The 22,145-nt window shown below is 63.4% G+C and carries 20 protein-coding genes; 7 read left to right on the forward strand and 13 right to left on the reverse strand.

Annotated features, from left to right (window positions below):
- Window positions 1-31: 31 nt before the first annotated feature.
- Window positions 32-1,159: an acyl-CoA dehydrogenase family protein gene (locus ACU5AY_RS03045; RefSeq protein WP_446827959.1), complete on the reverse strand. Its 1,128-nt coding sequence runs from the start codon at window positions 1,157-1,159 to the stop codon at window positions 32-34.
- Window positions 1,160-1,184: 25 nt separating this feature from the next.
- A complete protein-coding gene (locus tag ACU5AY_RS03050) occupies window positions 1,185-2,375 on the reverse strand; it encodes an acetyl-CoA C-acyltransferase (protein WP_446827960.1) in 1,191 nt (396 codons plus the stop codon).
- Window positions 2,376-2,518: 143 nt separating this feature from the next.
- On the opposite strand from ACU5AY_RS03050, the gene ACU5AY_RS03055 reads away from it, so the two are divergent.
- Window positions 2,519-2,977 (forward strand): Lrp/AsnC family transcriptional regulator, encoded by a 459-nt coding sequence (locus ACU5AY_RS03055; protein WP_446827961.1) that lies wholly within the window; start codon window positions 2,519-2,521, stop codon window positions 2,975-2,977.
- 10 nt (window positions 2,978-2,987) lie between these two features.
- Here ACU5AY_RS03055 and argE read toward each other — a convergent pair whose 3' ends face one another.
- From argE to cyoA, 8 genes are all read right to left on the reverse strand, one after another.
- Window positions 2,988-4,112, reverse strand: a complete 1,125-nt coding sequence (gene argE / locus ACU5AY_RS03060; protein ID WP_446828929.1) for an acetylornithine deacetylase — start codon at window positions 4,110-4,112, stop codon at window positions 2,988-2,990.
- Window positions 4,113-4,159: 47 nt separating this feature from the next.
- Complete coding sequence (locus ACU5AY_RS03065) at window positions 4,160-4,468, reverse strand: ArsR/SmtB family transcription factor (RefSeq protein WP_446823319.1); 309 nt, start codon at window positions 4,466-4,468, stop codon at window positions 4,160-4,162.
- The gene (locus ACU5AY_RS03070; RefSeq protein ID WP_446827962.1) at window positions 4,465-5,538 is read right to left on the reverse strand and encodes a cation diffusion facilitator family transporter; all 1,074 of its coding nucleotides are present in this window, start codon (window positions 5,536-5,538) and stop codon (window positions 4,465-4,467) included. Before ACU5AY_RS03070 ends, ACU5AY_RS03065 begins: the two co-directional genes overlap by 4 nt.
- 89 nt (window positions 5,539-5,627) lie before the next feature.
- Window positions 5,628-6,392, reverse strand: a complete 765-nt coding sequence (locus ACU5AY_RS03075; RefSeq protein WP_446827963.1) for an SURF1 family protein — start codon at window positions 6,390-6,392, stop codon at window positions 5,628-5,630.
- Window positions 6,393-6,444: 52 nt separating this feature from the next.
- Window positions 6,445-6,831, reverse strand: a complete 387-nt coding sequence (gene cyoD, locus ACU5AY_RS03080; RefSeq protein ID WP_446823322.1) for a cytochrome o ubiquinol oxidase subunit IV — start codon at window positions 6,829-6,831, stop codon at window positions 6,445-6,447.
- Window positions 6,831-7,460: a cytochrome o ubiquinol oxidase subunit III gene (gene cyoC, locus ACU5AY_RS03085; RefSeq protein WP_446823323.1), complete on the reverse strand. Its 630-nt coding sequence runs from the start codon at window positions 7,458-7,460 to the stop codon at window positions 6,831-6,833. The genes cyoD and cyoC overlap by 1 nt, the downstream gene beginning before the upstream one ends.
- 3 nt (window positions 7,461-7,463) lie before the next feature.
- The gene (cyoB, locus tag ACU5AY_RS03090; RefSeq protein WP_446827964.1) at window positions 7,464-9,470 is read right to left on the reverse strand and encodes a cytochrome o ubiquinol oxidase subunit I; all 2,007 of its coding nucleotides are present in this window, start codon (window positions 9,468-9,470) and stop codon (window positions 7,464-7,466) included.
- Between the two features lie 101 nt (window positions 9,471-9,571).
- Window positions 9,572-10,477 carry a ubiquinol oxidase subunit II gene (gene cyoA, locus ACU5AY_RS03095; protein WP_446827965.1) on the reverse strand — a complete coding sequence of 302 codons (906 nt, stop codon included), beginning with the start codon at window positions 10,475-10,477 and terminating at the stop codon, window positions 9,572-9,574.
- 384 nt (window positions 10,478-10,861) lie between these two features.
- On the opposite strand from cyoA, the gene ACU5AY_RS03100 reads away from it, so the two are divergent.
- Window positions 10,862-12,199: an MFS transporter gene (locus tag ACU5AY_RS03100; RefSeq protein ID WP_446827966.1), complete on the forward strand. Its 1,338-nt coding sequence runs from the start codon at window positions 10,862-10,864 to the stop codon at window positions 12,197-12,199.
- Window positions 12,200-12,288: 89 nt separating this feature from the next.
- On the opposite strand, the gene ACU5AY_RS03105 is transcribed toward ACU5AY_RS03100, so the two are convergent.
- From ACU5AY_RS03105 to ACU5AY_RS03115, 3 genes are all read right to left on the reverse strand, one after another.
- Entirely contained in the window at window positions 12,289-13,830 is a 1,542-nt protein-coding gene (locus tag ACU5AY_RS03105; RefSeq protein ID WP_446827967.1) for a tripartite tricarboxylate transporter permease, read from the reverse strand.
- A gap of 14 nt (window positions 13,831-13,844) precedes the next feature.
- Window positions 13,845-14,276, reverse strand: a complete 432-nt coding sequence (locus ACU5AY_RS03110) for a tripartite tricarboxylate transporter TctB family protein (RefSeq protein ID WP_446823328.1) — start codon at window positions 14,274-14,276, stop codon at window positions 13,845-13,847.
- Window positions 14,277-14,369: 93 nt separating this feature from the next.
- Entirely contained in the window at window positions 14,370-15,353 is a 984-nt protein-coding gene (locus tag ACU5AY_RS03115) for a Bug family tripartite tricarboxylate transporter substrate binding protein (RefSeq protein WP_446827968.1), read from the reverse strand.
- 130 nt (window positions 15,354-15,483) lie between these two features.
- Between ACU5AY_RS03115 and ACU5AY_RS03120 the strand changes: the two genes are divergently transcribed.
- The 5 genes from ACU5AY_RS03120 (at window position 15,484) to ACU5AY_RS03140 (ending at window position 22,133) form a co-directional block, all read left to right on the forward strand.
- On the forward strand, window positions 15,484-16,167 hold the full coding sequence (locus tag ACU5AY_RS03120; RefSeq protein WP_446823330.1) for a response regulator: 684 nt from the start codon (window positions 15,484-15,486) through the stop codon (window positions 16,165-16,167).
- Entirely contained in the window at window positions 16,164-17,576 is a 1,413-nt protein-coding gene (locus tag ACU5AY_RS03125; RefSeq protein WP_446827969.1) for a sensor histidine kinase, read from the forward strand. Before ACU5AY_RS03120 ends, ACU5AY_RS03125 begins: the two co-directional genes overlap by 4 nt.
- The gene (locus tag ACU5AY_RS03130) at window positions 17,573-18,658 is read left to right on the forward strand and encodes an ABC transporter substrate-binding protein (protein ID WP_446827970.1); all 1,086 of its coding nucleotides are present in this window, start codon (window positions 17,573-17,575) and stop codon (window positions 18,656-18,658) included. The genes ACU5AY_RS03125 and ACU5AY_RS03130 overlap by 4 nt, the downstream gene beginning before the upstream one ends.
- 93 nt (window positions 18,659-18,751) lie before the next feature.
- The gene (locus tag ACU5AY_RS03135) at window positions 18,752-20,140 is read left to right on the forward strand and encodes a sigma-54-dependent transcriptional regulator (RefSeq protein WP_446827971.1); all 1,389 of its coding nucleotides are present in this window, start codon (window positions 18,752-18,754) and stop codon (window positions 20,138-20,140) included.
- Window positions 20,133-22,133 (forward strand): sensor histidine kinase, encoded by a 2,001-nt coding sequence (locus ACU5AY_RS03140; RefSeq protein WP_446827972.1) that lies wholly within the window; start codon window positions 20,133-20,135, stop codon window positions 22,131-22,133. The genes ACU5AY_RS03135 and ACU5AY_RS03140 overlap by 8 nt, the downstream gene beginning before the upstream one ends.
- The last annotated feature ends 12 nt before the right edge of the window (window positions 22,134-22,145 follow it).

Consider the following 22,145-nt stretch of genomic DNA (forward strand, 5'->3'; position numbering starts at 1 on the left):
GGCCCCTCTTCCGGCGACGGAAGCCCGCCCGCTACAAGGCGCGGGCGATGACCATGCGCTGCACGTCGCTCGTGCCTTCGTAAATCTGGCAGATGCGGACGTCGCGATAGATGCGTTCCACCGGGTAGTCGGCCATGTAACCGTAGCCGCCGTGGATCTGGATGGCGTCGGAGCAGACCTTCTCGGCCATTTCCGAGGCGAAGAGTTTTGCCATGGAGGCTTCCGACAGGCAGGGCAGGCCGGCTTCCTTCAGCGCTGCGGCATGCAGGACGAGCTGCCGGGCGGCCTCGATGCGGGTCGCCATGTCGGCGAGGCGGAAGGCGACGGCCTGATGGTCGAAGATCGGCTTGCCGAAGGCGTTGCGCTCGCGGGCGTAGTCGCGAGCGGCTTCGAAGGCGGCGCGGGCCATGCCGACGGCCTGGGCGGCGATGCCGATGCGGCCGCCTTCCAGATTGGCGAGCGCGATGCGGTAGCCTTCGCCTTCCTCGCCAAGACGCAGGTCGGCCGGAATGCGCATGTCGGTAAAGGTGATCTGGCAGGTGTCGGAGGAATGCAGGCCGAGCTTTTCTTCGACCCGTACGACCTCGTAGCCGGGCGTATCGGTCGGCACGATGAAGGCGGAAATGCCCTTCTTGCCGGCGGCGGGATCGGTGACGGCGAAGACGATGACCATCTGGCCGTTCTTGCCCGACGTGATGAACTGCTTGGCGCCGTTAATAACGTAATGGTCGCCGTCGCGCACCGCCTTGGTTTTCAGGTTCGAGGCGTCGGAGCCGGCCTGCGGTTCGGTCAGCGCAAAGCCGCCGATCCATTCGCCGCTGCTAAGCTTCGGCAGGAAGCGTTCCTTCTGGGCGTCGGTGCCGAAGTTGAGGATTGGAACGCAGCCGACGGAACTGTGAACGCTCATTATGGTGGAGCAGGGGCCGTCGCCGGCGGCGATCTCTTCCAGCGCTATGGCATAGGCGACCGCACCCGTCTCCGAGCCGCCATAGGTTTCGGGCACCAGCATGCCGAGGAAGCCGAGGTCGCCCATCTCTTTCAGTTCGTCCTTCGGGAAGCGGGAGTGCCGGTCACGCTCGGCGGCACCCGGCGCCAGGCGCTCGCGGGCAAAATCGCGGGCCATGTCGCGGATCTGTTCTTGTGCTTCCGTCAGGATCATGCGCGGGTCTCCTCCCAATTCCTTTTTATCGCGGGCGTTCGATCGCGATGGCGGTTGCCTCGCCGCCGCCGATGCAGACCGCCGCCATGCCGCGTCTAACATCATAGCGCTCCATCGCCGCCAGCAGGGTCACGATGATGCGAGCACCGGAGGCACCGATCGGATGGCCGAGCGCGCAGGCGCCGCCATGGACGTTGACCTTGTCATGCGGCAGGTCAAGGTCACGCATCGCGGCCATGGCGACAACCGCGAAGGCTTCGTTGATCTCGAACAGATCGACATCCTTCAGGCCCCAGCCGGTCTTCGCGGACAGCTTTTCCAGAGCGCCGATCGGGGCCGTGGCGAATTGAGCGGGGGCCTGCGAATGGGTTGCGTGGCCACGGATCACGGCAAGCGGCGTCAGGCCGCGGCGGTCCGCCTCCGACCGCCGCATCAAAACGAGGGCGGCCGCGCCGTCGGAAATGGAGCTGGAATTGGCCGCCGTCACCGTGCCGCCGTCGCGGAAGGCCGGCTTGAGGGTCGGGATCTTTTCGGGCTTCGCCTTGCCCGGCTGTTCGTCTATGGCGACGAGCGTTTCGCTCCTGCCGTTCCGCATAGTGACCGGAACGATCTCGCTTTCGAACAGGCCGTTGTCGATGGCGCTTTGGGCACGGTTCAGCGAAGTGATGGCATAGTCGTCCTGCATCTCGCGGGTGAACTGGTAGGCTTCGGCGCAGTCCTCGGCAAAGGTACCCATCAGCCGGCCCTTGTCATAGGCGTCCTCCAGCCCGTCGAGGAACATATGATCGATGACCCGGCCATGGCCGAGGCGGTAGCCGCTGCGGGCCTTTTCCAGAAGGTAGGGTGCATTGGTCATGCTTTCCATGCCGCCGGCAACGCAGGTGGCGACCGAACCCGCCGCTATCAGGTCATGGGCGAGCATGGCGGCCTTCATGCCGGAGCCGCACATCTTGTTGATGGTGGTTGCGCCGGTGGAATATGGAATGCCGGCGGCAATGGCGGCCTGTCGGGCCGGCGCCTGTCCGAGACCGGCCGGCAGCACGCAGCCGAAGATGACTTCGTCGATCGTATCGGCGGAAACATGGCCGCGTTCCAGGGCGGCGCGGATCGCGCTGGCGCCGAGTTCTGGCGCGCTGGTGCCGGCAAACTGCCCCTGCAGGCCGCCGATGGCGGTGCGGGCGGAGCCGACGATCACGACCGGATCTTCCGTTGTCATTTCCACCTCCCAATGAAACTGACTTGATGTATTGGATAATAGCACTCTTGTGGCCGCGTTTCATCGCTAATTCGATTGACGAAGTTGGTCGAGATGATAGCTTTGATCTATTATTATTGAGTTTTTGGGATCATATGATCTAGATGGACGATCTCGACGGCTTCGACCGAAAGATTCTCAAGGTTCTGAGCGAGGAGGGGCGCATCAGCTGGCGCGATCTCGCCGCACGCATCGGCCTGTCCTTCTCGCCGACGCTGAGGCGCGTGCGCAAGCTGGAGGAGAGCGGCGCCATTCAGGGCTATGCCGCGCTGCTGGACGAAGGGCGGATGCTCGGCACGCTCGGCGTCTTCATCTCCGTCACGCTGGAACGCCAGACCAAGGACGTGCTGCTGGCCTTCGAGAGTTGCGTGACCGAAATCCCCGAGGTCGTCGGCGGCTATCAGACGAGCGGCAATTCCGACTATCTGCTGCATGCCATGGTGCGCGATCTGGAACACTACCAGCGGTTGCTCGATATCCTGACGGCGGCGCCGGGTGTGGCCCGCATCCAGTCGAATTTCGCGATCAAGACCTTCGTGCGGCGATCGGCCTTTCCCGCCTGAATGCCGGCGGTCAGGCGGCGCAGCGGTCGCCGAGTGCGCGGATCATCGTCAGGCAGGCTTCGAGCTCGCTGATCAGCACATATTCGTCCGGCTTGTGGGCGCGGCCGATGTCGCCGGGACCGCAGATGATGGCGTCGATGCCGGCCTGCTGGAACAGCCCCGCTTCGGTGCCATAGCTGACGGCGGCGAGGCTTTCGTTGCCGCTGAGTTCCTCCACAAGGTTTTTGAGCGGCGCATCTGCGGGAAGCGAAAGGGCCGGATAGGCATTCAGTTCCGTCCACTCGACGTCATAGCCGTCTTTCGCCAGCGCTTCGGCAGCTTGCCTCACCGGCGCCAGGAGGCCGGCCGGATCGACGCCGGTGATGGCGCGCGCTTCGACCTTCATGACGGCTTCCTCCGGAATGATGTTGAGCGCCTGGCCGCCCGAGATGGTGCCGGCCTGCATGGAGGAGTAGGGCGGCTGGAAGGCTTCGTCGAAGGGGCCGGCCGCCAGGTTTGCCGCCTGCGCGATCGTCGCGTTCAGCACGTTTGCCATGGCATGGATGGCGTTGCGGCCAAGATCGGGGCGCGACGAATGGCCCGCAAGTCCCTTCAGCGTGACCCGCGCCGCCGCCTTGCCCTTGTGGGCCCTGACGGCGCGCATACCGCTCGGCTCGCCGATGATGGCGCCAAGCGGCGTGGCGCAGAGATCCGGGAGCTTGGCGATCATGTGCGGCACGCCGCGGCAGCCGGCTTCCTCGTCATAGGAGAAGGCGATGTGGATGGGTTGCTTCAGTTCCCGTTTGGCGAACTCGGGGGCGGCGGCGAGGACGGTTGCCAGAAAACCCTTCATGTCGCTGGTCCCGCGGCCGAAGAGGCGATCGCCGTCCCGGCGCATGGCAAACGGGTCGGAGGTCCAGTCCGGTTCTCCTGCCGGCACCACGTCCATGTGACCGGAGAGGATATAGCCCGGCCGGTCGGCGGGTCCGAGCGTCGCAAACAGGTTCGAACGATCGCCCTCGGGGCCGGGGATCAGCGTGATCTTGGCGCCGATCTTTTCCAGATAGTCGGCAATCCAGGCGACGATCTCGCCGTTCGGCGTTCCGACGACGGAGGGGAAGGCAATCAGGCGTTCGAGGATATCGGCGGGGGTCATTGTCATTCTCTATTCGTGTTGGTGGTCCGGCACGTAGTCGGATGCGGCTATTCCTCCGCCTCCTCGGCGGCGTGTTCGGTGATGTCGGCCAGCATGTGGCGGACATGCTGGTCTGCGGCCTCGTAGAAGACCTGCTTGGCACGCCGTTCGCTGCGCACCAGGCGGGCGGCCCGGAGCAGGCGGAGATTGTGGCTGACCAGCGACTGGGATGCGCCGACGCGGGCGGCGATGTCGCCGACCGACATCGGCTCGTTCAGACAGCATAGCAGGATGCGCAGGCGCGTCTGGTCGCCGAGCAGGCGGAACGTTTCGGCGATGATGGTGATGTCGGCATCATCGGGTGTTGCGGTCGTCAATGCGATTGCCCTCCCACGGCGTGCCCGTGCCCGTGGTCCGCATGGTCATGACCGGCGTGATCGTGCCCTGCATGATCCTGCCCCGTGGCGTCCTGCTGCTTCTTGCCGCCGCCCTGACCATTGATCGGGCACGTGTTCCGTCTGCCGTCCCAGTCGATCTCGATCGTCGAATGGCGGATGTCGTATTCCGCCGCGAGTTCCGATTTCAGCCGCCGCTGGGTGCCGGCCGGGTCGGCGCCATCGGCAAGGGTGATTTCCATGGTCGCGGTGGTCTGGCCGGAGGTGATCGACCAGACGTGGATGTGGTGGACGTCGGCGATGCCCTCGACCGACTTGCAGAGATGAGACCGCATCGCTTCGGGATTGGCGCCGTGCGGCGATCCTTCCATCAGGATGTTGAGCGAATTCTTCAGGAGAACCCAGGCGCTGCGCAGCACGAGGGCGGAAAGCAGCAGCGACAGGATCGGGTCGATCGGCATCCAGCCGGTGAAGTAGATGACGATGGCGGCGACGATGGCGGCCACCGAGCCGAGCAGGTCGCCGAGTACGTGCAGCATCGCGCCCTTGATGTTCACATGGTCGCTGTCGCCCTTCATCAGCATCATGAAGACGCCGATATTGACGAGGAGCCCGAGGACGGCAATCACGAACATCGGGCCGGCAAGCACGGAGGAGGGCGAGAGGAGCCGCATGACCGCCTCATAGGCGATCCAGACGACCAGCAGGATCAGCGCCATCGCATTGATGAAGCCGGCGAGCACTTCAAAACGCATGTAGCCGAAAGTGCGCTTGTTGTCGCCGGACTTCCGGCCGAAGTAGAAGCCGGCCCAGGCAAGAGCCAAGGCCGCCGAATCCGTCAGCATGTGACCGGCGTCGGCGATCAGGGCCAGCGAACCCGAAAGGAGGCCGCCGGCAGCCTCGGCGATCATGAAGCCGAAGGTGAGGAGGAAGCCAAACAGCACGGCGCGTTCATTGTTGTTGTTGACGCTCGGTGCGTGGCTATGGCCGCCGGAATGGGCGTGTTCATGCTTTCCGTCCGGCGTCTGGTGTGCGTGGTCGTGCGCGGCCATGGCCTGCTCCTCAAGACTCAATCATTACTCAAATGCATCATATGAAAAATTGTTCATATGTAAATGTGAGATGTTCGAGCCAAGGGCTTTTAGTCTTCCTCGACGCCATCCGGCTTGCGCCGATAGCGAAGCGCGATGTAGCCGCCCGCAAAAGACATGAGCGCCATGACGTACCAGGTTATGGCGTAGGAGAGATGGCTGTTGCGGAATTGGACGACGGTGAGGCCGCCGATCGGCAGTCCGCCGGGATTGGGCGTCGCATCGGCATCGATGAAGAAGGGGGCCGCGTCCCCGAGATCGCGGGATGCCGCCATGGCCCCGACATCGCGCGAATACCAGCGGTCGTCCTCAGGGGCATTGGAACGCAGCAGCGTGCCCTTCGGCTCGTTCATGCGCAGGAGGCCGGTGACGGTGACATTGCCATCCGGTTCGCCCTCCATGCGGCTCGCCCGGTCCTTGCGGTCGAGCGGTACGAAGCCGCGATTGACGAAGACGATGGAACCGTCGTTTTCCTCAAGCGGCGTCATCACCCAGTAGCCAGGCCCGCGTTCCGTCGAGGCATAGACCAGTGCTTCCTTGTCGTTCAGGAAGCGTCCGCTCGCCGTGACGTGGCGATATTCGTCCTTCTCGGCGGTGACTGACGGCCAGTCGGCTTTCGCCGGAACAGCCGCAGCGGGCGCATGCACCCTTGCGTCGACGCGGGCAATCAGGTCGAGCTTCCAGTAAAGCCGCTGGACCTGCCAGGTGCCGAGCGCCGTGAAGACGGAGAAGAAGAGGAGCGTCAGGAAGCCGACGGTCAGCCATTTGCGGGCGCTGATGGGTTTCGGCGCTTGGCTCTGCACGGCATGCTTCATCTTTCTATCCCATATGTGCGAAGCGGCCCCGCAGGGCCGCTCCCGTCTGCCCTCAGGGCAGCTGCTTAATCATGTCTTCCATCTGCGGCATCATGTTCGCATTGAGGTGATGCATGACCCACAGTGATCCGGAGAGCGCGATCAGGACGAGGATGACGGTGAAGATCAGCGCCATCATGGTCCAGCCGCCCTGCGACTTCGTGTCCATGTGCAGGAAGTAGATCATGTGGACGACGATCTGGACGAGACCGAGCGCCATTATCAGCGTGGCGGTGACCATGCGGTCGCCGATGACGTCGCCCATGACCAGCCAGAAGGGAATGGCCGTCAGGATGACCGAGAGGATGAAGCCGGTCAGGTAGGACTTCAGCGTGCCATGGCTGGCATGGGTTTCGTGATGGTCGTGGCCGTGATGGCCGGCGTGGTGTTCGGCGCTCATCAGAGAACTCCCATGAGATAGACGAAGGAGAAGACGCCGATCCAGATGACGTCGAGGAAGTGCCAGAACATCGACAGGCACATCAGGCGGCGCTTGTTGTCGGCGATCAGCCCGTGCTTGGCGACCTGCAGCATGAGCACGACCATCCAGACGAGGCCGGAGGTGACGTGCAGGCCGTGGGTGCCGACGAGCGTGAAGAAGGCCGACAGGAAGGCGCTGCGGCCGGGGCCGGCGCCTTCATGGATCAGGGTCGAGAACTCGTAGAGTTCGATGCACAGGAAGGCGAGACCGAACAGGCCGGTGATCGCCAGCCAGCCGAGCACGCCGTTGCGGTTGCCCTTTTCCATCTCCAGCATGGCGACGCCGTAGGTGATCGACGAGAACAGCAGCATGGCGGTGTTGACCGCCACCAGTGGCAGCTCGAAGATTTCCTTCGGGTTCGGGCCGCCGGCATAGCTGTGGCCGAGAACGGCGTAACTCGCAAACAGCATCGCGAAGATGAGGCAGTCGCTCATCAGGTAGATCCAGAAGCCGATCGCGGTGCCGTTTTCCGAATGATGCTCTTCGGTCGTGTAGAAGGCGTAGCTTTCGCCGTTCGCCGGGTGCTTTTCCATTGCAGTATCCGTCATGGGTCAGGTCTCCAGCGCAGCGAGCTTGCGCGTGCGCTCGGCCTCGACGCGAACCACGTCTTCCGCGGGGATGTAGTAGTCGCGCTTGTAGTTGAAGGTGTGGACAATGGTGACGCCGAGGATCGCCACGAAGGAGACGACCGCCAGCCACCAGATGTGCCAGACCATGGCGAAGCCGAAGGCGATGCTGAGGCCGCCGAGGATGATACCCGTCGGAGTGTTCTTCGGCATGTGGATCGGGATGAAGCCTTCCTGCGGCCGCGTGTAGCCGTGCCTCTTCATGAACCACCACGCGTCGTGATCGTATACGATCGGCGTGAAGGCGTAGTTGTAGGCCGGCGGCGGCGACGAGGTCGACCATTCCAGCGTACGGCCGTTCCACGGATCACCGGTCTCGTCCTTCAGCGCTTCGCGGTTCTTGAAGGAAACGTAGAGCTGGACGAGGAAGGACAGGATGCCGAGCAGGATCAGGAAGGCGCCGAATGCGGCGATCTGGAACCAGATCTGCAGCGACGGATCCTCGAACTGGCTCACGCGGCGCGTCACGCCCATCAGGCCAAGCACGTAGAGCGGCATGAAGGCGAAGTAGAAGCCGATCAGCCAGAACCAGAAGGACATCTTGCCCCAGAACGCATCGAGCTTGAAGCCGAAGGCCTTCGGGAACCAGAAGTTGATGCCGGCGAAGACGCCGAACACCACGCCGCCGATGATCACGTTATGGAAGTGGGCGATCAGGAACAGCGAGTTGTGCAGCACGAAGTCGGCCGGCGGGACGGCGAGCAGGACGCCCGACATGCCGCCGATGACGAAGGTCACCATGAAGCCGATCGTCCAGAGCATCGGCACTTCGTAGCGGATGCGGCCGTGGTACATGGTGAAGAGCCAGTTGAACATCTTCGCCCCCGTCGGGATCGAGATGATCATGGTCGTGATGCCGAAGAAGGCATTGACCGAGGCGCCCGAACCCATGGTGAAGAAGTGGTGCAGCCAGACGATGTAGGAAAGGATGGTGATGACCACCGTCGCATAGACCATGGAGGTGTAGCCGAACAGCCGCTTGCCGGAGAAGGTGGCGACGACTTCGGAGAACACACCGAACAGCGGCAGGATCAGGATGTAAACTTCCGGGTGGCCCCAGATCCAGATCAGGTTGACATAGAGCATGGCGTTGCCGCCGTCGGCATTGGTGAAGAAGTGCGTGCCGACGTAACGGTCCAGCGTCAGCATGGCGAGCACGGCGGTCAGGACCGGGAAGGCGGCGACGATCAGCACGTTGGTGCAGAAGGAGGTCCAGGTGAAGACCGGCATCTTCATCATCGACATGCCGGGCGCGCGCATCTTCAGGATGGTCACGATCAGGTTCACGCCCGAAAGCAATGTCCCGATGCCCGCCACCTGCAGTCCCCATATGTAATAGTCGACCCCCACGTCCGGACTGTGGATGATGCCGGAGAGCGGCGGATAGGCAAGCCAGCCGGTCTTGGCGAACTCGCCGATGAACAGCGAGATCATCACGATCACCGCGCCGGCGACCGTCATCCAGAAGGAGAAGTTGTTGAGGAAGGGGAAGGAGACGTCGCGGGCGCCGATCTGCAGCGGCACGACGAAGTTCATCAGGCCGGTGACGAAGGGCATGGCCACGAAGAAGATCATGATCACGCCATGGGCCGTGAAGACCTGGTCGTAGTGGTGCGGCGGCAGGTAGCCTTCCGATCCGTTGAAGGCGATCGCCTGCTGCAGGCGCATCATCAGCGCGTCGGCGAAGCCGCGCAGCAGCATGATGACGGCGAGCACGATGTACATGATGCCGATCTTCTTGTGGTCGATCGAGGTGAACCATTCGTTCCAGAGGTAGCCCCACAGGCGGAAATAGGTGAGGGCACCAAGCACCGCGGCACCGCCGAGCGCCACGACGGCAAAGGTCGCGACGAGGATCGGCTCGTGGTAGGGAATGGCGTCAAGCGTCAGCTTGCCAAAGAGGAATTTCATCAAATCCGGATCGGAAAACATCGGATTTCCTTTGAGTTTTCTTTCTAACTGTCAATGCGTCCGGCGCTTCTGGCGCCCGGTCCGGCTTCGCGCAGAGGCGAAGCCGCAGCAGCGGAGGCGGATCATCCCTCGGGGCGGATCGCTTTCTTTTCGTCGAGCGCCGCTTTCTCGAGCAGGCCGTCGGGCGCCCGGCAGACCAGCCCGGCGTCAATCATCGCCATTTCGCTCATGCAGGTCTCGGACGGATCCGCGCACATGTCGAGGATCTTGCCGTAGAGGTCTGTGTCGGCACTGGCGTAGTAGCGGGTCGGTTCCTTCTCGCTCGGCTTGGCGAGATCGAGATAAGCCGCGCGGGTCAGGCTGTCATTGCTGGCCTTGACCTTGGCGACCCAGTCGTCAAAGCCGGCCTGATCGAGACCGAGAAACTTGAAGCGCATATGCGAGAAGCCGGCGCCGGAATAGTTCGCCGAAAGGCCCTCATAGTCGCCGACCTTGTTGATGACGGCGTGCAGCTTCGTCTCCATGCCGGCCATGGCGTAGATCTGACCGGCCAGCGCCGGCACGTAGAAGGAATTCATGACCGAGGCGGAGGTGATCTTGAAATTGATCGGAACATCGACGGGGGCCGCGAGTTCATTGACAGTGGCGATGCCGTAATCGGGATAGAAGAACAGCCACTTCCAGTCGAGAGCCACGACCTCCACGGTCAGCGGCTTGACGTTCGGATCAAGTGCCTTGTCCTCGGCAATCCGGTCGAGCGGGCGATAGGGGTCGAGAGTATGCGTGCTGATCCAGGTGATTGCACCGAGCGCAATGATAATTGCCAGTGGTGCTGCCCAGATGACGACTTCGAGGCCCGTGGAATGATCCCAGTCGGGTTCGTAGCGGGCGGATTTGTTCGATTGGCGGTAACGCCAAGCGAATATCAGCGTGAGAGCAATGACGGGCACGACGATCAACAGCATCAGAATCGTTGCGATGACGATGAGATCGCGTTGCTGGTTGGCGATATCGCCGGAGGGCGCCATGACGACCCACTTGCATGAGGCAAGCATCATGCAAAGGAGGGACGCAGCTCCAAATCTCCAAATTTTCTTCACGGTTATCCCTTGCGTAGCGTTGTCTTTCTTTCCCCCACTCCTCTTGGGTACGAGCCGGTAAATGATCCAGATCAAAATGCCTATGAGGTGATGTGACGCAGTGCAGCAAAAATTCGACAAGAATGCGCCAACAAAAAGGCGGGATCTATGGCAACCGGGCTCACGCGGCGCGGGGGCCTTTCATACAGGTCCATTTGACGCAGGCAGCCCTCGCGCGCATATTTGGCGGGCGAGGAGCGGAATCGCAGGCCGAGGGCCCTTGGGCCGGCCGGCGGAGAATCAAAGCTCGATGAAGCTTGGAGGAGTTAATTAATGAGTGTTGCAGGTCAGATCAGCGATCATCCGAGTTCCGCCGGACTGGAGCGAGACGCGCGCGGTATGCATGCCGATCGCGGAACGGATGCCGGCAAGATCGCGCTTGGCGTGATCTTGGGTCGGTCGTCGGAATTCTTCGATTTCTTCATTTATGCGATTGCGTCGGTACTCGTCTTCCCGTCGCATTTCTTTCCGAATTTCCAGCCGCTTGAGGGCATCCTCCTGTCGTTCGCGATCTTCTCGCTGGCCTTCATCGCCCGCCCGGTCGGCACGATCGTCTTCACCATCATCGACCGCCTCTACGGCCGTGGAACGAAGCTGATCATCGCGCTCTTCGTGCTTGGCGGTTCGACTGCGGCGATGAGCTTCCTGCCGGGCTATGCCGAAATCGGCTACTGGGCGGCGGCCATGCTGATCGTGCTGCGCCTCGGCCAGGGCTTTGCGCTCGGCGGCGCCTGGGACGGTCTTGCCTCGCTGCTCGCGCTGAACGCGCCGAACAACCGTCGCGGCTGGTATGCGATGATGCCGCAGCTCGGCGCGCCGCTCGGCTTCCTGCTGGCCGCCGGCCTGTTCACCTATTTCGTGCTCGCACTGAAGACGGAAGACTTCCTCGAATGGGGATGGCGCTATCCGTTCTTCGTCGCCTTCGCGATCAACGTCGTGGCGCTGTTTGCCCGTCTGCGGCTGGTGGCTACCCGTGAATTCGGCGAGCTTCTGGAGCGGGCCGAACTGATGCCGGTGAAGACCATAGACCTCATCCGCAATCGCGGCGTGGACGTGGTGATCGGCACCTTCATCCCGCTCGCCAGCTTTGCCATGTTCCACCTCGTCACGGTGTTTCCGCTGAGCTGGATCACGCTTTACTCGGATCACCCGGTCCACAGCTTCCTGCTCGTCGAAATGTTGGGCGCCTGCATCTGTATCGGCACGATCATCCTGTCCGGCATGCTGGCCGACAAGATCGGCCGCCGTGGCCAGCTGACGGTCTCGGCCGTGCTGATCGCCATCTTCAGCTTGACCGCACCGATCCTGCTCGACATGGGCCGCAGCGGCCAGGATGCCTTCGTTTTGATCGGCTTTGCGCTTCTCGGCCTTTCCTTTGGACAGGCTGCCGGCGCTGCGGCATCCCGTTTCGGCCGGGTCTATCGCTATTCGGGTGCCGCGCTGACGTCGAACCTCGCCTGGCTCATCGGTGCCGGCTTCGCGCCGCTGGTCGCGCTCAGCGTCGCTCAAGCCTTCGGCATCGCCTATGTCGGCATCTACCTGCTGTCGGGTGCGATCTGTACGCTGGTGGCGCTCTACTTCAGCAAGACGGTGGAAACCGCCGACGACTGAGCCAGGGCAGGGTTTTCGAACCGAGAATGGGAAAGGGCACCGGATCGTTCCGGTGCCCTTTCTGTTTGTGATGATCGAGGGACGTAGCCTCAGTCGGCTTCGGTTTCGGCGACTTCCGGGACCGTTGGCTTTGCGCGGCGGAGGTATTTACCGGCGATGATCGGCAGGACGAAGCCGGCGACGGCCAGGGTCCAGATCGAGATCGACAGCGGCGAGGCGACGAGCGCCGACCAGTCGCCGTTGGAGATGGTCATGGCGCGCCTCAGGTTGACCTCCATGGCGTTGCCGAGCAGGACCCCCATGATGACGGGCACCAGCGGCACGTCGAGCTTGCGCAGCACCCAGCCGAGCACGCCGAACAGGATCATGACCATCAGGTCGAAGGTCGAGCCGGAGATGCCGTAGATGCCGACGAAGGAGATCATCGCGACCGCCGGCATCAGATACCGCGTCGGGATCATCAGGATGCGCACGAAGATGCCGACCAGCGGGATGTTGAGCGCCAGGAGCATGACGTTGGCGATGATCAGCGCCGCGATCAGACCCCAGACGACATCCGGGTTCTTGGTGAACAGCAGAGGGCCGGGGGTGATGTTGAGCGCCATCAGCATGGCGAGCAGCACCGCGGTGGTGCCGGAGCCGGGAACGCCGAGCGCCAGCATCGGCACCAGCGCGCCGCCGGCAGCGGCATTGTTGCCGGCCTCGGGGGCCGCGACGCCGCGCGGATCGCCCTTGCCGAAGGTCTTGTCCTTGTCGGAGATCTTCTTCTCCAGGCCATAGGCCATGAAGGAGCCGAGCGAGGCGCCGGCACCCGGCAGGACGCCGGCCAGGAAGCCGACGACGGTCGAGCGCGAGATGGCGCCGAAACAACCCTTCAGCATCGCCCAGGACGGCAGCATGCGGCCGATCTTGACCTTGCTGTCCGGATTGCCGTCGGTCGCCTCGTTGCGGTGCTCGAGGAAGATGAAGACTTCCGACAGCGCGAACAGGCCGACGATGGCGACCAGGAAGTTGATGCCGTCGTAGAGATGGACATTGCCGAAGGAGAAGCGCGGCACGCCCGTCTGTCCGTCGACGCCGACCATGGCGATGCCGATGCCGAGGGCGGCGGCAAACGCCGCCTTGCCCTGGTTGGCGCTGGCAATGCCGCCGAGCGTGGCAAAGGCGAGCACGTAGAGGGCGAAGTATTCGGCCGGACCGAACAGGAGCGCCAGCTTGACGAGCTGCGGGGCGAGGAAGGCAAGGCCGATGGTGGCGACGAAGGAACCGACGAAGGAGGCGATGCCGGAGAGCGCCAGCGCTTCGCCCGCCTGTCCGTTCTTGGCCATCGGATAGCCGTCGAGCGTGGTCATCACCGCCGGCTCGTCGCCGGGGATGTTCAGGAGGATCGACGAGATGCGGCCGCCATACATGGCGCCGTAGTAGACGCTCGTCAGCAGGATCAGCGCCGGCGTGGCGCCGAGGCCGAGCGAGAAGGCGAGCGGGATGAGGATGGCGACGCCGTTCGACGGCCCGAGACCCGGCAGCGCGCCGATGATGGTGCCGAGGAAGCAGCCGATGAGGGCCAGAAGCAGGTTCTGCCAGGTCAGCGCGACCGCAAAACCGTCGGCAAGGGCGAATAGGGTATCCATGACTGTTCCTTCCCTTAGAAACCGAACGGTCCCTTGGCGAGCGAGAGGCCAAGGATGAGATGGAAGATGGCGTAGATGCCGACGGAAATGCAGAAGCCGGCGATCAGCGATTCCAGCGGCGTGGCGCCGAGACGCCAGGCGAGGAAGGCCGATGCGAAGATGGTCGCGATGACGAAGCCGGCTTCCGGCAGCGCGTAGGTGTAGGCGATCATCACGGCGACCGACAGGCCGATCTCGAACAGGCGGCTCATGGCCGGCCAGTGGGGATCGCTATCGGGGAGAAAGAAGATGGCGACGCTGGCGATGGCCAGAACGATGCCGACGATGATTGGAAATGTCTTGGCGCCCACCGGATCGGTGATGAAGCTGGTTTCGATCAGGGTCGCCTGCCAGATGTAGAAGCCCGCCAGCAGAAGCCCGACGACGCCGAGAACGCGGTCGCTCATGTTGCCTCCCACGATATGTCTCCCTTGTTTCTTCCTACAAGAAGTCCGGGCGAGGAAAGACCTGCCCGGACCGTTGATAGTTACCCAAAAGGGTTACTTGATCAGGCCGATTTCCTTGGAAATCGAGGTGATCTCGTTGACCGATTCCTGGACGAATGCCTGGAAGTCGGCACCGCGCTTGTCGAGCGGAGCCAGGCCGTTCTGGGCCATGACGTCCTTCCATTCCTTGGAATCGTAGACCTTGCCGATCGACTCGACCCAGTAGTTGTAGGCTTCGTCGGACATGTTGCCCGGCGCGTAGAAGCCGCGCCAGTTGGCGCCGACCACGTCGATGCCCTGTTCCTTGGCGGTCGGGAAGGACGCGAAGTCGCCTTCCAGGCGCTCGGGAGCGAGAACGGCAATCACCTTGATGTCGCCGGAGTCGACGAAGCCCTTGGCTTCGGACGCGTCGCCGGTGAAGGCCTGAACGCTGCCGGCCAGGAGCTGGGTCACGGCTTCACCGCCGCCATCGAAGGCGACGTACTTAATCTGGCGAACGTCCGCGACGCCGGCCTTCTTGGCAGCCATAAGAACCTTCAGGTGGTCCCAGCCGCCAACGGCGGAGCCGCCTGCGACAGCGACGCTGGTCGGATCGGCCTTGATCTTGTCCATCAGCTCGGGAAGCGTCTTGATCGGCGAATCCTTGGCAACGGCGATGATGCCGTAGTCGGCGCCGACGGACGCGACCCAGCGGACCTGGTCCATGGTGTTGCCCGGGAATGCGCCCTGGGCGAGGCGGGTCGAGGTTGCGGAGGACGCGGCGACGATCAGGTTGGAATCGTCGTTACGCTTGCCGACCACGAAGGCATAGGCCACACCGCCACCGCCGCCTGCCATGTTGGCGACCTGAACGGTGCCGTTGACCAGCTTGAGGTCCTGGAGCGCCTTGCCGACCTGACGGCAGGTGAAGTCCCAGCCGCCGCCCGGGTTTGCCGGCGCGATGCACTCCGGAGAATCCGGTTCAAAGGCAAAGGACGGTGCAGCGAAGGTTGCGACCGTCATGACGGCAGCAAAGGTTGTCGTTATCAGTTTTTTCATGAATCCCTCCTCAGGAATGAATGGACGACGCGGGATCTGCCTCCGAACAGAATCCGCGATCGGCGTTTACGCTAGCCGAGAAAGCTGTCATTAACCTGTCACTCTACTGGTGGGCCCGGGAGGCCGCGCGATGCGGTTCTTGCTTGTTGAAGATACGTTGGATGTCGCCGAGGCCATCGCCGGCCGGCTGGGCAATGCCGGCCATGTCATCGATCTCGCGCAGACCCTGGAAGATGCCTGGCATTTCGTGGTGACCAACGACTACGATCTGGTGATTCTCGACATGAACCTGCCGGACGGCTCGGGCCTCGACTTCCTGAAGCGCCTGCGTCAGGAACGGATCGTCTTCCCCGTGCTCGTCCTGACCGCGCGGCTTTCCGTCAATGACAAGATCGGCGCGCTCGACTACGGCGCCGACGACTACATGGTCAAACCCTTCGATTTCGGCGAGCTGGAAGCGCGCATCCGGGCGATCGTCCGGCGCGGCAGCACGCAGAGCGACCGGTCGATTTCGGTCGGCAACCTCGTCTTCGATATGGCGGAGCGCTCCCTGACGATCGACGGCAGCGAGGTCGAGCTGACGCGACGGGAAACGATCCTGCTCGAAATCTTCCTGACCAATCGCGGCCGCGTATTGGAGAAGGAGGAGCTCCTGAAGCGGCTGTTCGGGCTGGAAAGCAACAGCAATGCCAATGCCGTCGAGCTCTATGTCGCCCGGCTGCGGCGCAAGCTGGAGGGCTCCGATCTGGAGATCCGTACGCTGCGCGGCATTGGCTACCAGGCGCGAGACACCGTGCAGGGGAAGGCCGTTTGACGATCTCAGCCCTTTCCGCACGGACTTCGCGCGGCCCGTCGGTTGCCACCCGGCTGGCCCTGCTTCTGACCGTCCTGCTTCTGCTTGCCTCGACGGTCGCGATCTATGCTGCCTACAGCTATGGCCGGGCGGCGGCGGACGAAACCTATGACCAGCTTCTGACCGGAGCGGCGCTGCAGATTTCCGAACGCATCTCGGTAAGCAACCGGCAGTTCGAGGCGGACATTCCGCTGTCGGCCTTCGAGCTTCTGGCGCTCGCGAAGGACGACCGGATCTTCTATCGCATCTTCGATTCGACCGGCGAGACGGTGACCGGTTATGACGATTTTCCCCTGCCGCCGGACGGACGGCAAAAGGGCAACCGCCCCGTCACCTATGAGACCGTCTATGCCGGAGCGCCGGTCAGGGCCGTCATGCTCACCCGCTACCTCGCCGAAAAGGGCGTCAGCGGGCCGGTCGGCATCATCGTCGCACATACGACGGAGGCGCGCACGGCGCTCGCCCGCAGCATTGCCCGGCGCGCCATGCTGCTCGTCGTCCTTGCCGGTGTGACGGTCATCTTTCTCGCCATTCTCGCGATGCGGCTTGCGCTCAGGCCGCTCGACCGGATCGAGCGGGCGATCATCGCACGCGATCCGCTCGACCTGTCGCCTTTCACCTCCACGACGCCGCGCGAGGTCGAGGCGCTGGTCGGCTCAATCAACCGCTTCATGGAGCGGCTGTCGCGGCGCGTCCACGCGCTGCAGGATTTCGTCGCCGACGCGGCCCACCAGATGCGCACGCCGATCACCGCCATCCGCGCGCAGGCGGAACTCGCAGTCGAGGAAGACGATCCGGAACGGCTGAAAATGCTGGTGCGGCGCATCCGGGCGCGCGCCATCGGCGTCGGCAGGCTGACCGACCAGCTGCTATCGCATGCGCTTGTCACCCACCGGTCCGACACCGCCGTCCTCACGCCGCTCGACCTGCGTCGCGTCGCACTCGAAGCCGAACGCGAGTTCCGCTCCATCTCGTTCCAGCAGAACTCGTCGATCGATCTCGACCTGCCGGAAGAAGAAGTGCGGATGACGGGGGATGCCTTCTCGCTGAAGGAGGCGATCAAGAACCTGATTGCGAACGCCTATGCCCACGGCAAGCCGCCAGTCGGCCTCACCGTCCTGCAGGAGGGTGGCAAGGCGATCGTCAAGGTCTCCGACCACGGCGAGGGGTTTGTCGCCGCCGATCCGTCCGAGATCGGCAAGCGCTTTGCTCGCAATGAAAACAAACCGGAAAGCGCCGGTCTCGGCCTTGCCATCGTGCGCGAGGTGCTGGTCTCCCACAATGGCGAGATCATCACCGGCACCGACGCGACCGGTTTCTGGATCGGCATGCGCTTCGACGTCGTCGACAATGAGGGCGCAGTCCAATGAGCAGGCTTTCCGCCGTCTTCTCACGCCTGTCGCGCGCCGCCGGCGTCTGCTGTCTGGTCATGACAAGTGCGTCTGCTGCAGGCGCGGCCGACACGGATTTTCCGGCGATGTCCGGCAATCCGTCACAGACGCTGGTGATTGCCAGCATCACCGACCTGCAGGCTTTCCGGCCGCTGATCGAAGGGTTCCAGAAGCACCATCCCGACATCGCCATCGACTACAACGAGACCACCAGCGAATATCTCGATGCGGCCATGGCGTCGGCCTGCAAGCAGAAGCAGTTTGCCGCCGACCTCGTCATATCCTCCTCGATCGCCGCACAGGTTCAGCAGGTCAACAATGGCTGCGCCCAGAAGATTAGCGGCACGGCGGCGGCCAGCCTGCCGGACTTTGCCAAATGGCGGGGCGAACTTGTCGGCGTCACCTTCGAGCCGGCGGTGATCGTCTACAACAAGGCGGGAATTGTACCCGCCGAGGTGCCGCAGGACCGGTTCTCGCTGATCGATCTCCTCCGCGATCCCGGACGTTTCGAGGGGCGGATTGGGACTTACGACATCGAACGTTCGGGTGTCGGCTACATCTTCGCCTTCGAGGATGCGCTGCAGGCGAGCACCTGGGGGCGCCTCATCGAAAGTTTCGGCCGCAACCGGGCGAAGACCTTCTGCTGCACGTCGGAAATCCTCGACCGGGTCGCCGACGGCCGGCTGCTGTTCGGCTACAACGTGCTTGGTTCCTATGCGCTTGCCCGCCAGAAGACCGATGACCGCATCGGCATCATATTTCCCTCCGACTACACGCTGGTTCTGGCGAGGGCGGCCTATATTCCGCGTGAAGCCCGCGCCGCGGGCGTCGCGAGCCTGTTTCTCGACTATCTCGTGTCCAGCGAGGGGCGTGCGCTGCTCGCCGGACCGCCGCAGCTCTTTTCGCCCGTCGATGGTCCCGCCGTCCTCAGCCAGCTCACATCGGACGGCGAACAGACGCTGCGCACGATCGGCCTCAACCCGACACTTCTGGTGGCGCTCGACAAGCAGAAGAAGAAGAGTTTCATCCAGCAATGGCGTCAGTCGCTGGCGCCGCGGTGAGGTCGTCCACAGTCTCTTCCGGCATTTCGGCAATATGCCTTTTTTGACATCGCGAAATTGCATAGTCTGCCGTTGAAGTGGGAGGAGAGGACCATGCCGCAAAGGGAGAGGGCAGCCGCCACGTTGCCCAACGATCCGGAGTTCGGCCCCTGGCTTGCCCAGGCCAGCATCCTGATCATCGACGACGAGCCGGGGATGCGCAATTTCCTGGTCAGAACGCTTGGGCCGCGCTGCAAGCATCTGGAGGAGGCGGCGGACGCTGCCGAAGCGTCGCGCAAGCTCGACGCGACGCATTTCGACGTCGTCATCCTCGACAACATCATGCCCGGCATGAACGGCGTCGACTGGCTGGCAGAGCAACGCCGCATCGGCTTTTTTGCCAATGCCATTCTCATGACGGCTTACGCCGATCTCGACACCGTCATCCAGGCGCTTCGGGCCGGCGCGGTCGATTTCGTGCTGAAGCCGTTCCGTTCGAACCAGATCCTGAATGCCGTGGCCCGGTGTCTCGACCGCATGCGGCTGCAGAGCGAAAACTTCGTGCTGAAATACGAACTCAAGGCGGCATCGGAGGAGAGGCTGCTGCGTGACCGGCTGATCGGCAGTTCGGCGGAGATCGGCGCCATCCGCGATACGATCGCCCGCGTTGCGCCGCTGCCGACCTCCATCCTGATCACCGGCGAATCCGGGACCGGCAAGGAGATCGCCGCCCGCTCCATCCATTCGCTTTCGGATCGTCAGGAGAAGCCCTTCGTGCCGGTCAATTGCGCAGCCATTCCGAGCGAGATGATCGAGGCGGAGCTGTTCGGCCATGTGAAGGGGGCGTTCACCGGAGCGGCAGCGACCCGCGACGGGCTGTTTCTCCATGCCCAGGGCGGCACGCTGTTTCTCGACGAGATCGGCGAACTGCCGCCGGCAACGCAAAGCAAGCTGTTGCGAGCGATCGAAAGCCGGCGCATCCGCCCGGTCGGATCGGAGCGTGAAATCCCGGTCGACCTCAGGTTCGTCTTCGCGACCAATGCCGATCTGGAGCGCAAGGTCGAAGCCGGCAGCTTCCGCGCCGATCTCTACTATCGGATCAACGTGATGCAGATCGCCATGCCGCCGCTGAAGGATCGCGGCGGCGACGTGGTCGAACTCGCCGCACTGTTCATGGAGCGTCTGTCGAAGCAGCTCGGCATGCCGGAGGTGGCGATCACGCCGGAGGTGCGCGAGGGGCTGCTCGCTTACGACTGGCCAGGCAATGTCCGCGAACTGCGCAATATGGTCGAGCGGACGCTTATCCTCGGCCGCTTTCCGCAGGAACTTTTGCGCGGACAGGTGGCGCTTGCCGGCGGGGACGGGGAATCGCTGGAAGCGCTCGAGCGCCGGCACATCCTGAAGGTCCTTGAGGAATGCGACGGCAACCGGGCGGAGGCGGCACGGCGCCTCGGCATTTCGCGCAAGACCATCGACCGCAAATGTGCGTCCTGGGATGTCTGAAGCCCACTCATCCAAGGCCCCGGAACCCGGAGCGCGGTCCGTCCGCTACCGCCTGCTGGCCATTGCGCTCCTGCCGATGCTGTTCATTGCGCCGCTGCTGCTCGGCATCGCCATGGTGCGCTGGAACGGCAAGTTCGACGCGCTGCTGACGGCAAAGGTCAACAGCGACCTGACGATTGCGCATCAGTATTTCACCCGCCTGCTGGACAAGACCGGAACGGCGATGGATGCGCTCGGCCAGTCGGCGGAGTTTCGCGACACGATCGCTGCCGAGCAGACCGGCGGCGCGGCTTTGGCCGCGTTGCTGGAGGCAAGGCGCAAGGATATGGGGCTCGACTTCCTGATTCTGACGGACGCGGGCGGCGGCAATGCCCGCTCGGACCGCTGGCCGGTGGTCGCGTCGGCGCTTGCCGGCAAGGCCTCGACCATGGTCGATATCTTTTCCGAAGACGATCTGGCGGCGATTTCGCCCGAGCTGCAGCGCAAGGCGCATATCGAACTCATTTCCACCGCTAATGCCGTGCCGACGGAGCGCAAGGCGGAAACGCGCGGCATGGTCATCCATTCGGCAAGCCCGGTGATTCTGCCTGATGGCCGTCATGCGGCGCTCGAAGGCGGCATGCTTTTGAACCGCAACCTCGATTTCATCGATACGATCAACGATCTCGTCTACCAGAAGGCAAGCCTTTCGGAAGGCAGTCAGGGGACGGCGACGCTTTTTCTCGACGACGTTCGCATCAGCACCAATGTCCGCCTGTTCGAGGGCGAGCGGGCGCTTGGCACGCGCGTGTCGGCGGCCGTGCGCGACGAGGTGCTCGACCACGGGACGATCTGGCTCGGCAGCGCCTTCGTCGTCAACGACTGGTACATTTCCGCCTACGAGCCGATCGTCGACAGCTTTGGCAAGCGGGTCGGCATGCTCTATGTCGGCTTCCTCGAAGCGCCGTTCCGCCAGACGAAATACATCACCGTCGCCATTCTTGTCGGTGCGTTCCTGTTGGCGGCCGCCATCAGCGTGCCGGTCTTCATGCGCTGGGCGCGCGGCATCTTCCTGCCGCTGGAGCGCATGACTGCGACGATCGCCAAGGTGGAGGAGGGCGATCTCGCCGCCCGCACGGGGCTGGAGCGCGGCGAGGACGAGATTTCGCGGGTGGCGATGCATCTCGACGAACTGCTGGATGACATCCAGTCGCGCGACAGGCAACTGCGCGCCTGGAACGAGGAATTGAACAGCCGGGTCGAGGAGCGCACGCGCGAACTCCGGCTTGCCAACGACCAGCTGGAAGCGGCGACCAAGCAGCTGATCGTCTCGGAAAAGCTGGCGGCGATCGGCGAGATCACGGCGGGCGTCGCGCACGAGATCAACAATCCGGTTGCCGTCATGCAGGGAAACCTCGATGTCATCCGCTCCGTGCTCGGCAGCCAGATCGACGACGTCCGGACGGAGATCAATCTCGTCGACGAGCAGATCCACCGCATCCACCTGATCGTCACCAAGCTTCTGCAGTTCGCGCGGCCGGAGGAATATGCCGGAGCGGTCGAGCGCCATTCGCCGGCCGAAGTGGTCGCCGATTGCCTGCCGCTCGTCCAGCATCTCCTGAACAAGGCCGAAATCGAAGTCCGGCAGGACCACCGCTCGACGAGGCTCATCCTGATGAACCGGACCGAGCTGCAGCAAGTGCTGGTCAACCTGATCGTCAATGCCATCCATGCCATGCCGGATGGAGGTGTGCTGACGCTTCGCGATTTCGACTGCAGCGAGGAAGGGTGGCCGGGCGTGACGATCGAGGTGGAAGATACCGGCATCGGCATGGACGAGGCGACGCAGGCGCGCATCTTCGACCCGTTCTTCTCCACCAAGAAGAGCGAGGGCACCGGCCTCGGCCTCTCCATCAGCCAGACGCTGATCGCGCGTCAGGGCGGTCACCTGTCGCTTGCGAGCGAGCCCGGCAAGGGAACGACCTTCACCATCGTCCTGCCCGAGGCCGACTGAGCGCGCCGGAAG

It is taken from the genome of Rhizobium sp. PAMB 3174, from assembly GCF_052908375.1.